Annotated in this window: 12 protein-coding genes; 4 read left to right on the top strand and 8 right to left on the bottom strand. The window is 54.2% G+C overall.

Annotation, left to right across the window (positions count from 1 at the left end; all coding sequences use genetic code 11):
- From V6Z81_10155 to V6Z81_10190, 8 genes are all read right to left on the bottom strand, one after another.
- On the bottom strand, positions 1 to 500 hold a 500-nt coding region (locus V6Z81_10155), incomplete at its 3' end, for a GMC family oxidoreductase N-terminal domain-containing protein (protein MEG9862828.1).
- A 7-nt stretch (positions 501 to 507) separates the two neighbouring features.
- On the bottom strand, positions 508 to 1,326 hold the full coding sequence (locus V6Z81_10160) for an ABC transporter permease (protein MEG9862829.1): 819 nt from the start codon (positions 1,324 to 1,326) through the stop codon (positions 508 to 510).
- On the bottom strand, positions 1,327 to 2,244 hold the full coding sequence (locus V6Z81_10165) for an ABC transporter permease (protein MEG9862830.1): 918 nt from the start codon (positions 2,242 to 2,244) through the stop codon (positions 1,327 to 1,329).
- Complete coding sequence (locus V6Z81_10170) at positions 2,234 to 3,319, bottom strand: ABC transporter ATP-binding protein (GenBank protein ID MEG9862831.1); 1,086 nt, start codon at positions 3,317 to 3,319, stop codon at positions 2,234 to 2,236. The genes V6Z81_10165 and V6Z81_10170 overlap by 11 nt, the downstream gene beginning before the upstream one ends.
- Positions 3,320 to 3,400: 81 nt before the next feature.
- Complete coding sequence (locus V6Z81_10175; protein MEG9862832.1) at positions 3,401 to 4,444, bottom strand: ABC transporter substrate-binding protein; 1,044 nt, start codon at positions 4,442 to 4,444, stop codon at positions 3,401 to 3,403.
- A gap of 93 nt (positions 4,445 to 4,537) precedes the next feature.
- Positions 4,538 to 5,863, bottom strand: a complete 1,326-nt coding sequence (locus V6Z81_10180) for an FAD-binding oxidoreductase (GenBank protein ID MEG9862833.1) — start codon at positions 5,861 to 5,863, stop codon at positions 4,538 to 4,540.
- Between the two features lie 9 nt (positions 5,864 to 5,872).
- Complete coding sequence (locus V6Z81_10185; GenBank protein ID MEG9862834.1) at positions 5,873 to 6,589, bottom strand: alanyl-tRNA editing protein; 717 nt, start codon at positions 6,587 to 6,589, stop codon at positions 5,873 to 5,875.
- 1 nt (position 6,590) lies between these two features.
- Positions 6,591 to 7,574, bottom strand: coding sequence for a sterol desaturase family protein (locus V6Z81_10190; GenBank protein MEG9862835.1), 984 nt, complete (start codon positions 7,572 to 7,574; stop codon positions 6,591 to 6,593).
- Between the two features lie 208 nt (positions 7,575 to 7,782).
- Here V6Z81_10190 and V6Z81_10195 point away from each other — a divergent pair, with 208 nt between their 5' ends.
- From V6Z81_10195 to V6Z81_10210, 4 genes are all read left to right on the top strand, one after another.
- Positions 7,783 to 8,694 carry a DMT family transporter gene (locus V6Z81_10195; GenBank protein ID MEG9862836.1) on the top strand — a complete coding sequence of 304 codons (912 nt, stop codon included), beginning with the start codon at positions 7,783 to 7,785 and terminating at the stop codon, positions 8,692 to 8,694.
- A gap of 104 nt (positions 8,695 to 8,798) precedes the next feature.
- Positions 8,799 to 9,752, top strand: coding sequence for a CoA ester lyase (locus V6Z81_10200; protein ID MEG9862837.1), 954 nt, complete (start codon positions 8,799 to 8,801; stop codon positions 9,750 to 9,752).
- Positions 9,753 to 9,786: 34 nt separating this feature from the next.
- Complete coding sequence (locus V6Z81_10205) at positions 9,787 to 11,052, top strand: DUF4147 domain-containing protein (protein ID MEG9862838.1); 1,266 nt, start codon at positions 9,787 to 9,789, stop codon at positions 11,050 to 11,052.
- A gap of 534 nt (positions 11,053 to 11,586) precedes the next feature.
- Complete coding sequence (locus V6Z81_10210; protein ID MEG9862839.1) at positions 11,587 to 12,873, top strand: type II toxin-antitoxin system HipA family toxin; 1,287 nt, start codon at positions 11,587 to 11,589, stop codon at positions 12,871 to 12,873.
- Positions 12,874 to 12,990: the final 117 nt, after the last annotated feature.

The following is a 12,990-nucleotide window of genomic DNA, read 5'->3' on the forward strand; positions in this document are numbered from 1 at the left end:
ATTCCGGCCTCTTCGGCGGCCTTGATATAGGCACGGGTAACGGGATGGGCCATGTCGGCAATATCGGTAATGCCGAGGGGTCCGGCTGATCCGCGTTCAGCTCTGCTGGTGCCGAGCCAGTTTTCCATGCGCTTGAACACAGGCTCCACATCATCCCAGCTCCAGCCGGGTGCCACCGTGGCCCATTCATCATAATCCTGCCGGTGGCCGCGCACATAAACCATGGCGTTAATGGCAGAAGACCCTCCCAGCACCTTGCCGCGGGGCCAGTAGACTGAGCGGTTGTTCAGATTAGGTTCAGGTTCTGTGTGATATTTCCAGTTGAAGCGCTCATCATAGAAGACCTTGCCATAGCCGATAGGAATCTGGAGCCATGGGTGGCGGCCCCACGGCCCGGCTTCAAGTATCAGAACACGCGTGTTGTCATCTTCGCTTAACCGCGCCGCCATGACTGAGCCGGCTGAGCCCGCCCCGACAATGACATAGTCAAACTCAGCCATCGGTTACTCAGGATCTTTCACGACCGAAAAGTTGCGCCAATACCATCATCAGCGTTGTTATCAAGATCATTATTGTTGAAATGGAAGCAATGGTCGGATCAATCTGGTCACGAAGGGCATTAAACATGTTCCGCGTCAGCGTCGGGTTATCGCCACCGGAAATAAACATGGCAATGACCACTTCATCGAAAGACGTAAGAAATGAAAGCAGGGCGCTGGTCACTACGGCAAAACGGATTTGGGGAAGGGTGATCGTAAGAAAGGCTTTCCAGCGCGGTGCTCCAAGTGAACGCGCCGCATTTTCCTGATTCATGTCATAGCTCTTGAGTGCCGCCCCTGTAACGATCAGCACCAATGGTACGGCCATGATTGTATGTGCCAGAACAAGGCTGCTGAGCGTATAGAGTACCTTCAGCTTCACAAAGGCATAAAATGCTCCAATGGCCACAAGTACCACCGGCACCATCATTGGCATGATGAGAGTAACAAAAGCAAGCCGGATAAACGGCACACGTGATGTATGGAGTCCATAGGCCGCAATCACGCCTATGGGTGTTGCAACCAGCATTGTCAGAAACGCCGCCTTGAACGGTGTCCGCGTGGCCAGCATCCATTCATCAGAGCCAAAGTAATTTTGGTACCACCGCGTCGACCAGATTTCAGGAGGGAATTCCAAATACTGGGAGTCGGAAAAGGACATGGGAATGACGATCAGTGTCGGGGCCACCAGTAGCACCATGATGATCGTCACCAGAATGTAGAGCCAGAGACGACTGCCATGGGATACCTGGGTTTCCGTTGCCGGCTGGCTGAGCCATTTCAGCATTTAATGACCTCCCCCGACGACATTTTGCAGATTAAGAAACCGCGAGGCTATCCACAAGGTGGCCATGGTAATGACAAGGAGAACAACCCCAAGCGCACTCGCCGCCCCCCAGTTAACAAAAAGTTCGATGTTGGAGACAATCTTCATGGAAACCAGGATCACCTTCCCGCCGCCGAGCACGGCTGGCGTTACAAAAAACCCGAGGCAGAGGACAAAAACCATCAGGGAGCCGGCAAAGAGTCCCGGCGTGGTCAGAGGGAAGAACACAGTCCAGAAGGAACGTACGGGCGATGCGCCGAGATTAGATGCGGCCTTGAGATAGTCCTTATCAATTGCTTTCATTGCACCATAGGTTGGCAGGATCAGAAATGGCAGCATGATATGTACCATGCCGATTAATGTGCCATTGAGATTGTGCACGAATTTGATCGGCTCTTCCCAGAGGCCGAGAGATATTGCCCAGTCATTGACAAGACCCCGTTTCTGCAACAGGACAAGCCATGCGTAGGTCCTAACGAGAAGGGATGTCCAGAATGGCAGGAGCACTGTAATCATGCAGATATTGGCCAGGCGTCTGGGGAGTTGCGACATGAAATAGGCAAGGGGATAGCCGATCAGGATACACAGAACCGTGGTCAGGAAGCTAACCTCGAATGTTGTGCGGAAAATCCGGCCATATGCCTTGCTGCGGATCATTCTCTCGTAATTTTCCATCGAAAATGTTCCATCCGCTCCAATGAATGAGACGAAAAACAGCCAGCCGACCGGGATGACGAGAATGAACAGCACAAAAATAAGGGCCGGGGAGCTAAGCCCGAAGAGTCTGAGCCGTTCCAGCAATTCGTCCCGGCGCAGCTCTTTCGCATTGTTCCCATCTCTGGTCTTTTGGCCATGGGTGGAAAGACTATTATTTGTCATCAGCAATCACCAGCGTATCAGATGCGTCGAGTCCCAACCGAACCTTTTTGCCGGGCTGGAGCATGCGGGAGAATTTGTCGCTGCTCATTGTGCCGCGCATTGTCACTTCAGTGCCGTCTTCAAGGCTCGCGTAAAGAAGAAAGCTCTCGCCCTGATAGACAAGATTTGAGACCACCGCTGTGAATACATTGACGTTGCGGTCAGATTTTCCCTGGAGGATCCTGATCCTTTCAGGGCGAATAAGAAGCGCCAGGTTTTTCGTTTTGGGAATTGGCTTGGTGGTTTTTATCTTCACGCCGCCGGCCATCATGGAAGACCCCGACTTTTCCACCTTGAGGAAAGTCGACTCACCAATAAAATCCGCCACGAATTTATTCTGCGGGCGGCCATAAAGTTCCTGCGGAGTAGCCAGTTGCATTATCTTGCCGTGATTGAGCACAGCAATTCTGTCTGACATGGTCAGTGCTTCACGCTGGTCATGGGTCACATAAACTGTCGTCATGCCCAGGCGTTCGTGCAGGCGGCGGAGTTCAATCTGCATCTGGTCACGGAGTTTTTTATCAAGTGCGGAGAGAGGTTCATCCATGAGCAAAATGCGCGGTTCGAATACAATTGACCGGGCCAATGCGACCCGTTGCTTCTGACCGCCGGAAATCTGGTCAATCCGGCGGTCGCCAAGACCGCCAAGCTGCACAAGATCAAGGGCATTCTCCACACGGTCCTGAATTTCAGCCTTGGAAATTTTCCTTAACCGCAGGGGGTAGCCGACATTTCCGGCAACGTTCATATGCGGGAAGAGGGCATAATTCTGAAAAACCATGCCGAGATTGCGCAGATGCGGCGGCTTGCGGATGACCTCATCATTCCCAAATATGAGGCTGCCCTGATCTGGCCGGGTGAAACCGGCGAGCACCATCAAAAGGGTGGTTTTGCCGGAGCCGGAGGGTCCGAGCAGGGTTAAAAATTCGCCCCTTTTGACGTCAAGAGACACATCGTCCAGTGCAAAAACCTGCCCATAAGTTTTTGTAACATTACGAATAGTGATCGGCAGTGCTTCAAGCTTGCTGTTCATCATTCTGTATCTTTGGTAAAAAAAATCTAAAGTAATGCTGCGGGCAGATATCACTGCCCGCAGCGATGTTAGGTCTGACCGAGACTATTCTGTCAGCATTTCTGCATACATTTCTTCTGCAATGGTCTCCCATTTGGCATACCAGTCCAGCGATACCGGCACCTGATTAGCCACGTTACCTGGCGAGGAAGGCAGACTTGCTGCAGTTGCCGCATCAATCACTCCCGTGCCGTAGGCCGCTTCATTTGTAGGGCCGTAGGTAATGTATTTTGGCAGGTCATCCTGGTATTCCGCCTTTGAGATTTCCGCAAGGAACTCCATGGCCGTATCCCGGTTAGGTGCCCCCTTTGGAATTGCAAAGCAGTCATAGTCAAGGAGTGCCTGATTGAAGCTGTATTTGACCTTAGCGCCATCTTTTTTGGCATTGTCAAAGCGCCCGTTCCAGCCAGTGGTCATATCAACTTCCCCATCCTTCATCAGCTGGGCGTGCTGCGCCCCTGATGTCCAAAAGACGTCGATATGCGGTTTGAGTTCGCGGATCTTGTTGAGGGCGCGTTCAATGCCTTCTTCGGAATCAAGCACCTTATACACGTCTTTAGGTGCAACGCCGTCAGCCAAAATAGCGGGTTCGAGTGCTACTGCGACTTTTCCGCGATAGGCCCTCTTGCCGGGGAATTTATTCACATCAAAGAAATCTGCCCAGCTGTTCGGTTCGGCACCGCTGTAGGTGTCGGTATTCCATGCATACACGGTCGAGAAGACATCACCGCCAACGCAGTGATCGGTATACAAATTCGGATAGAAGGTGGAAACGTCAATGACGCTGTAATCCAGCTTCTCAAGCAGGCCTTCCGCCGCTGCCCGTGCTGCTGAGCCAGACCCGCTGGCAACAATATCGAGAGTGACCTGGCCTGTGGAAACCTGAAGGCGGATATCGGACATGCCGCCATAAGTCTCCTGTTTTACAAGAATACCTGTCTTGGCTTGTGCAGGTATGAAGAGGGCATTACTCTGAGCTTTCTGATAAGACCCGCCCCAAGATGCAATCGTAACGGTTTTCTCCATCGCAAAAGCTGTGGATGTCAGCATACCGGCGGCTATCGCCACCAGTGTTTTAAATTTATTCATAATTTCCTCCTCGTATGAGTAGTTGATCAGTTTTTCTAGGTTTCATTTATGCCATATTATTTCCGGATGTGTAGGCATATTTTTCATCCGGTTTCAGGAAGCGCGTAAATCCGGCGATTTTCTTCTCGGCCGCATCCGATCTCGCCAGCGATACCAGGCAACTATAGGCGGTAAAAACCACGGGTTTCCAGTATAAAATGGCCTGGTTGGATAATTTACATCATCAAAAGCGGTGGAGCCTTCTTTGAGCCCCAAAAGCTTCTGGCCGATGCGCATGCCGAGATAACTGGAAAGGGAAATGCCTTTGCCGCAATAGCCCATGGCGTAATAGATGCCGTCATGTATCCCGGTATGCGGCAGCTCATCAAAGCTGTAGGCTACCGTTACCGCCCAGGAATGCGTGATTTTACAGCTCTTCAATTCCGGGAAAATCAGGCACATATCATCGTGAAGGCGGGGCCCGCTGATACCGGCATCGGTCTCATCGGCTGACACGCGCCCGCCAAAAAGGATGCGGGTGCGGTCCGGTGATGGCCGGAAATAATATACAACCTTGCGGGTATCGCTGATTATCCGGTTCTTTGGGAAGAGCTGGTCCATAAGCGGAGCCGGAAGCGGTTCTGTTGCAATAATGTATCTGCCAATCGGAATGACCCGCCGCCTGAGCCAGGGGGTGATGCGGCCGGTATAACCGTTAGTTGCGACAATAACGTCACGTGCGCGTATATTGCCCAAAGCGGTCTCGGCGATAAAGTCTTTGCCGTCCCTGGCAATGCTTATGACAGCGCAATTGCCCAACACGTCTGCACCTGCCCGCCGGACAGCGGAAAGCAATCCATGATGATAGCGTGCAGGATCCACTGATGCATGAAGGGGAAAGACAAGTCCGCCATGATAGAAATCCGTGCCGAGCTCATCTCGCTGCTCATGCTTTGAAATGACTCTGGAGGGGATGTCTTCGTTGCGGTGGAGGGCATCAGCTTCACGCGCAAGACTGTCATAGTGTTTTGGCGTATGAGCGGCGTGAAAGCGGCCACAGCGGTCGAATGCGCATTCTATCTTTTCCGTTTTAATCCGCTCTTCAATCCAGTCCAGCGCATCCTTGCCTTCCTTGCGGATGGCCATGGCCTTTGCTTCGCCATATTTCCGGCTGAGTGATAGCAGTGACGGCTTGATGCTGGTATCAATTTGCCCGCCATTACGGGTACTGCATCCGAAACCGATATCACCGGCATCCAGAACAAGTGTTGCCCGTCCCGCGCGTGCTGTTTCAAGGGCGGCATTCAGTCCCGTATAGCCCGAGCCGATAATCAAAACTTCTGTCGAAGACGGGGGCTGGATCTGCCGGGCCGGATATTCGGGTGTAGCATCAAGCCAATAAGGGCGTTTCTTCCAGTTAGTTGCCCAGATATCCGTCATCTACTGCCTTTAAGAAAACGCTATGGTGAAGCGACGGTTGTTTCGGCTTTTCTTTTCAATCTTCCTGCAGGCCACCTCACCAATTTCGGAGACCCGGGATACATGCGTTCCTCCGCAGGGCTGCAGATCAACACCCTCGATCTCAACCAGGCTGAGGCCGCCCTCAATCACCGGCGGCAGGACTGATGCCGTGCGGACAAGTTTTGCAATTGTATCTTCGATGTTTTCAGTAATCCGGTACTGCCGCACGGGATGATCGGCAGCAATAAGTTTGTTGAGGGATTCTGTTATTTCAGCCTTATCAGTGGTTACTTCCGGCATATCCAGGTCCAGGCGCGCTTTTTCCTCGCTGATGCCGCATCCGGTTACATTCGAAGGGAGCAGACTGCACAGCAGATGCAGGCAGGTATGCATTTTCATATGGGCATATCTTCGATCCCAGTCGATCTCACCCTGGGCGGACATACCCGGCTCAATAGCGCCGCCTGCACCGTCACAGCGGTGCCAGATCTTCAACGGCTCGCCCCTGTCGGTAACGGTGTCGGTAACGGTTACGGGTTGCCCGTCGATCACAATCCGTCCGGTATCGCCCTTCTGCCCGCCTCCCTCAGGGTAGAAGCATGTCCGGCTGAGTGCGATCTCGTCTCCGCGCACATCAATGACCTCACCTTCAAATGATTTCAGGTAAGCATCATCGGTAAATAGTCTTTCCGTTGTTTTTTCCATGTCAGTCCTGATAGATTCGTTTTTTCATCCTTGTGCGCGCTTCGGGGGTGCCATCATGGAACGTCCCGAAAAACTTATCCCACGGTAAGTCAATCGAACCATAATTGCATTCAAAATAACGGTGATGGAGCTGATGGTGAAAATGTCCTATTTCAAGCCGGCGTTTGTTTTTGATTAGCAGGGCATCAAAGCCCGTATGGCCGAACACGGCAGACAGTGCCAGCATATAGAGATGGAAGATGATATGCATCGGATGCGTCGGAACGGCAAAATGGATAAGGATTGATGAGAAATATAAAACATGCTCAACAGGGTGCATGGAAATGCCGGTAAACGGTCCTATATTCACGTTGCGATGATGCAGGCTGTGAAAGTGCTTATAGAGCGGCTTAATGTGCAGAATGCGATGAAACACATAGAAGTGGAACGAGATCCAGAGTGAGATCAGCGGCAGGGCCAGAACAGACCAGACGGGCATCTCACCGAAGCTGATGACATTGATATATCCATTGCCCATGGCCCAGAACATCAGGATCTCATAAGCTGACCAGACCGCAACACCGCTGACCAGCGTGTAGAACATATTGTCGTATAGCTGGTTGTTAAACAGGAACCGGTCGCTATTCCGGTGCAGGAACGGTTCCACATATTTGAGTTCTGTCTGCTGTATGCGCTTTTTATAGAAATAGTAATGCAGCACGCCGGCAACCAGGATCATGGTGCCGAGGTTGCGCAGATAGATAACGGCCGCCCAGTCCGCAGTGAGGGTTGCCGTTACGGTGAGTGATGGGCTGGCGTAATAAAGGGCGGCAATAGCCATGATGATGAAGAGAGTGGACTCTGATATGGTCAGCCAGCCGTCACGATAATAGACCGCCGCATCCTTCCACCTGATCGGCCAGGAAAAAAGCGGGTTATTATCTATGGGAAAATCAGGATGGTAGTGCCATTCCCGTGATGCTGTACTGGATTTGCTTTCAGGCATGGTGCACCTCAATAAACCACGGTTAAACCCTGACACCAATTTATGTTGCTGTTCAAGTTGAAAATGGCCGATGGAATAATTTTCTACTATCGTCAGCCGCACAGGAATATGGTTAATTGCAGCTGGCACTGTTTGCAGCACCCGCAAACTGTGCCATCGTCATCCGGCATCTTCGTTTCGGATGGCGGGTTTCTTTCAGGGGTGGTTCATGTTGGGGCCTGGGTTGATATCAAGATTAGTGCCATGGGGTTTTATCTTTTTTGCAGGGACGGGATGGGGGCTTTCCTTTTCGCTCGGTAAAATCGTTGTCGAAGCCGGTTTGGCGCCTGTTGGGATAACCCTGTTTCAAGCCATTATATCAACCGTTCTGCGTTACATTGTCAGCCTGCTGCGTGGGCGATCCTTAAAATCGATCATCACCAATATCAGATTTGTCATTGTGGTTGCACTGCTTGCTACGGTGATCCCCGGGCCGATCCTTTATCGTGCAGCCGATCATCTGCAGGCCGGTGTTCTGGCCATCACTATTGCGTTCATTCCCATGATCACCTACGGCATCTCAATCCCCATCGGCTTTGAGAAATTCGATTGGAACCGGGTTGCGGGGCTGGTGATGGGCGTGATCGCGATCCTGCTGATATCGCTGCCCGAGAACAGCCTTCCTGACAGGTCGGCCATCCCCTGGATTCTTTTCGCTATGATTTCCGTCCTTTGCTACACGACGGAGAACATCATCCTGGCTGTTCAGTCAGCGGTAACACTGGGTCCGATCCGGCTTGCGCTGGGGATGAATGCCGTAGCTGTCATCATACTCAGCCCCTTCGTTTACTGGACGGATACTTTTGTCTGGCCGAGCTCTTCGCTGACGGGAATTGATCTCATTCTGATCGGGCTCGGAGTGATTTCGGTGATGGCCTATACGATGTTTATTCATGCCGTGAGCCGCTATGGGCCGGTTTTTGCCAGCCAGACAGGCTATATTGTCACCCTTACCGGCGTGCTCTGGGGGATGGTTATTTTCGGTGAAAGCCATTCGCTCTGGGTCTGGGGTGCGCTAGTTGCAATGATGGCCGGCCTGGCGCTGGTCAAACCCGCGAAGGTTAAGGAAGTCGGGAGCTGAACGTGTTCAGGCCGGGGAGGAGATAGCGGGGCGCCCCTTGCGTCATCCGGTGCTGCCTTTTAGAGTGCTTGGTACTGGCAATTTGCCGAAAAAAGGAAAGATCAATGAGCCATCGCCCCGTTCCGGCATCATCACCGCGCCTGCGCCGCTCATTGCTGGCGGTTCCCGCATCATCGATGAAGATGATGCAGAAGGCGGCGGGGAGCGATGCCGATGCTGTCTTCCTTGATTTGGAAGATGCCGTCGCCGCCCCGGAAAAGGAAGAGGCGCGCCGCCTTGCCGTTACTGCCCTGAAAGAACTCGACTGGCGCGGGTCCGGCAAGACCATCACCCTTCGCGTCAACGGCCTTGATACGATCTGGACTATTGCTGACCTCGTCACCGTCGTGAGCGAAGCAGGGGCAGAACTTGATACGATCATAATCCCGAAGCTTGGCGGGCCGGAAGACCTTTATACGGTCGATACCATCGTCACCCAGCTGGCCGGGGCAGGCGGATTTGCGCCCCCCGCGCTCGAAGGGCTGATCGAAACGGCCGCCGGGGTGAGCAATCTTGACGCCATTGCCCGATACAACAGCGAGATCGGATCGCCGCGTCTTGAAGCGCTGCATTTCGGGGCCGGGGATTATGCTGCAAGTGTTTCCGCCCGGACCGTCGAGATAGGCGGTCTTAACCCTGATTATCCGGGGGACCAGTTTCATTTCGCACTCTCACGCATTGTAGCCGCCTGCCGTGCCAACGGGATCGTACCGATGGATTGCGCCTATGCCGACTTCAACGACCCTGATGGGTATGTCGCTGCCGCCAGGCGTGCTGCCGCGATCGGCATGAACGGTAAATGGGCAATCCACCCCTCGCAGATTGAACTGGCCAATGCGGAATTCTCGCCGACGAAGGAAGAGGTGAGCCGCGCCCGCGCCATTCTTGAGGCCCTCAACGCCGCCGCTGCGGAAGGCCTGGGAGCGGTACGCTATGAAGGGAAAATGATTGACGCTGCCAATGAAAGAATGGTGCGCGCAATCCTCGCCCTTGATGAGCAGATCAATCGGCGAAAGTGATCTCGGATGGAAAGCCTGAGGTTCACATGACAAGATGCCGAGCCGTGATGCCATGAGCGATGATCTGGCGGCAAAAGCGCGCAAGGCATTTGATGCGGCACTTACCGCAGCGGCTCCGGGACGGGTGATGGCGCCGGCGCTGGCCGCACTTCCCAACCCCCCCGATGCCATCCTTGCCATCGGTAAGGCCGGATGCGCTATGGCGCGTGCATGCCGGGATCATGGGCTCAATGCGCCGGGGCTGATCATCACCAATGCTGAAAATGCGCATCATGTGGACGGCTTTGAATTAATCGAAGGCGGCCACCCCCTTCCGGATCAGGGCAGTCTTGCCGGCGCCGGCGCGGCCATGGAACTTGCCCGCAGGATGGAAGGAGGCGAACATCTGCTGGTGCTGCTTTCAGGGGGCGGGTCGGCATTGATGGCCGAGCCCATCGGCAACCTTGGCCTCAGTCACAAACGCATGATGAACGAATCCCTCCTGGCCAGCGGTCTTGATATCCACCGCATGAACGCTGTCCGGCGGCTTTTTTCCGCCGTAAAGGGAGGACGTCTGGCGGCGCTGGCGGCTCCGGCAAAGGTGACCCAATGGGTGCTCTCGGATGTCCCGGGCGATCATTTGGAATCCATCGCCAGCGGTCCTTTTGCCCCTGACCCCTGGCCCCTCGAAGAAGCCTGCGCATATGTGATCGAGGCCGGGATCGACCGCTTTGACTGGGCCCGGGATGTGCTTGCGGCCATGAAGAAAGGAGAGTTGCAGCAACCGCTCCGTCCCAGCGATTCCGTTTTTGATCATATTGAAAGCCGGATTCTGGCGAGCAATGCCATCTGCGTTGAGGCCGCCGGGCAAAATCTGGGCGGGGATATCCACACTTTGCCGGAGTTGTCAGGCGATGCGGTTGAGATGGGCCGGTTGCTGGCCCGCCATGTTCTCGCAGCACAGAACCATCCTTATGTTGCCGCTACAGGCGGTGAGACCACCGTCTGCTTGCCTGCCGGGCACGGGCTGGGAGGCAGATCGCAGGCTCTGGCTTTGTCATTTATGCTGGCGATGCCGGAGGAGGCCGGGTTCAACTGGGTTCTGCTTGCCGCCGGTACCGATGGCCGCGATGGGCCGACCGATGCGGCAGGAGGGCTTGTCAGCAGTGCGATGACCTTTGAGCGCAAGTATGCCGAAGCGGCACTTAAAGCCCATGACAGTTATACGTTTCTTGATTCCATAGGTGCGTTATTGCGTTGTCCGCCGACCGGCACGAACCTTGGTGATATTGTGGTCATCATTACCGCTGATACAACTTAAAGGCTATGTATCTTATGTTTTCGGACGGGTTTGGTTGTATGCCTCATGCATGTGAAAATTCGTATTTTCATGAGTCCCAACACCCCTCTGATGGTCCTGATTACAGGAGGCATCCGGGGAGGGGCGATTTAGAAATGTCGTCGATTGATGACATTTTATATTTATCGGCGTTCAGTGACATTTTGGACTTGTCGTCGTTCGGTAACATGTGTATATTATCGCCGTTCAACGACATATGGATAGAGTCATGCAGATCAGAACTCCAGTAGACCTTGGCTTGGTCATTCGCGACAGACGCCGCAAGCTCCAGCTAAGCCAAGCCGCTCTCGCTCGCAAAGTGGGTGTCGGACGGCAATGGGTCGTGGGCATTGAGCACGGTAAACCCCGAGCCGAGCTCGGATTGGTGCTACGCACCCTCTCGGCTCTCGGCCTGTCCTTCAGGATCGATGCCGGTGATAGCCTTCCTGCTTCGAGCGATGACATCACCCCCATCGACATAGACGCCGTCGTGAACGCCGCCAAGAGAGGCCGAAAATGACCAAGGTTCTTGTCGTCATCGCCGATCACCAGATCATGGGTGAGATCCAATGCGATCAGCGCGGCCGCCTCACGCTCGTCTACAACGATCACTGGCGCTCCATGGATGCGGCCTATCCGCTGTCTCTCTCGATGCCGCTCGTGGTTGCGGAGCATAAACACGTCAAGATCGAGCCTTGGCTGTGGGGATTGCTACCCGACAACGAAGCTGTCCTGACCCGGTGGGGGCAACGCTTCCACGTATCGCCTCGCAACGCATTCGCTCTGCTCGGTGCTGTCGGCGAGGACTGCGCTGGTGCCGTTCAACTGGTACGCCCCGACCGGGTCGACGAGATCCTCCGGGACGACAGCCAGCAAGTTGAATGGCTGACCGAAGCCGATATCGCCGAACGCCTGCGCACGCTCGGGAAAGACCAAGCAGCGTGGCGTGCTGCGCGCGACACGGGACAATTCAGCCTCGCAGGCGCGCAACCGAAGACAGCACTCCTCTACGACGGCCAACGTTGGGGTGTGCCCTATGGTCCAACCCCGACCACTCATATCCTCAAGCCGCCCATTGATGGATTCGACGGTCACGCCGAAAACGAACATCTGTGCCTCACGCTGGCACGCATTCTCGAATTGCCTGCCGCTGCATCCGAAGTACTCAAGTTCGAGGATGAGGTCGCGATCGTCGTAGAGCGATACGACCGTGACCGCAGCATCAATACGATCCGGCGCCTTCACCAAGAGGACCTATGTCAGGTTCTCGGGCTTCCTCCGACGAAAAAATACCAAAACGAGGGTGGCCCTGGATGCGCGGAAATATCCGAGGCGATCCGTATGCATTCGGGCAAACCGGATGAAGATGTCTGGACCTTCGCGCGCGCAATCATGTTGAACTGGATCATCGGCGGAACCGATGCGCACTCGAAGAACTACTCAATGCTGATTGGCGCCGGAGGACGGGCCCGCCTGGCCCCGCTCTACGACGTGGCCAGCATACTGCCCTACGATTCCAATCCAAGAAAGCTGAAAATGGCGAACAAGATCGGTGGCAAGTACCGGCTTGAGGACGTTTACGTGCGCCACTGGGCAAAATTCGCGTCAGAAGTGCGCCTCTCGCCCGCCGAAGTCTTGGACATGGGAATATCCATGGCCAATACGATACCGACTGCCTTTGCCCAGGCCGCTACTGAAGCCAAGACCAGTGGACTCGATCATTCGATCATCACTCGGATGGCAAATGCACTGAACAATCGCTCAGAGCAATGCGCCCGCATCCTCAGTGCTGCACTGAACTGACCAACGACTAAGGTAATGCTCGTTGTTTTTCTGCATGCCTTCAGCTTCTAGTTCTTTAAAAATAATGCGAAGCACCCCTTTTGCCTTCAACGCGTCACTGAGCTGTAATACGTTCCA

The organism is Parvularculales bacterium, from assembly GCA_036881865.1.
Taxonomy (GTDB): domain Bacteria; phylum Pseudomonadota; class Alphaproteobacteria; order JAPOUT01; family JBAJNM01; genus JBAJNM01.

What these genes read in the sequence shown, in the direction of transcription:
- V6Z81_10160 (MEG9862829.1), bottom strand. Translation starts at nt 1,326, where the DNA reads ATGCTGAAATGGCTCAGCCAGCCGGCAACGGAAACCCAGGTATCCCAT.
- V6Z81_10165 (MEG9862830.1), bottom strand. Translation starts at nt 2,244, where the DNA reads ATGACAAATAATAGTCTTTCCACCCATGGCCAAAAGACCAGAGATGGG.
- V6Z81_10170 (MEG9862831.1), bottom strand. Translation starts at nt 3,319, where the DNA reads ATGATGAACAGCAAGCTTGAAGCACTGCCGATCACTATTCGTAATGTT.
- V6Z81_10175 (MEG9862832.1), bottom strand. Translation starts at nt 4,444, where the DNA reads ATGAATAAATTTAAAACACTGGTGGCGATAGCCGCCGGTATGCTGACA.
- V6Z81_10180 (MEG9862833.1), bottom strand. Translation starts at nt 5,863, where the DNA reads ATGACGGATATCTGGGCAACTAACTGGAAGAAACGCCCTTATTGGCTT.
- V6Z81_10185 (MEG9862834.1), bottom strand. Translation starts at nt 6,589, where the DNA reads ATGGAAAAAACAACGGAAAGACTATTTACCGATGATGCTTACCTGAAA.
- V6Z81_10190 (MEG9862835.1), bottom strand. Translation starts at nt 7,574, where the DNA reads ATGCCTGAAAGCAAATCCAGTACAGCATCACGGGAATGGCACTACCAT.
- V6Z81_10195 (MEG9862836.1), top strand. Translation starts at nt 7,783, where the DNA reads ATGTTGGGGCCTGGGTTGATATCAAGATTAGTGCCATGGGGTTTTATC.
- V6Z81_10200 (MEG9862837.1), top strand. Translation starts at nt 8,799, where the DNA reads ATGAGCCATCGCCCCGTTCCGGCATCATCACCGCGCCTGCGCCGCTCA.
- V6Z81_10205 (MEG9862838.1), top strand. Translation starts at nt 9,787, where the DNA reads ATGCCGAGCCGTGATGCCATGAGCGATGATCTGGCGGCAAAAGCGCGC.
- V6Z81_10210 (MEG9862839.1), top strand. Translation starts at nt 11,587, where the DNA reads ATGACCAAGGTTCTTGTCGTCATCGCCGATCACCAGATCATGGGTGAG.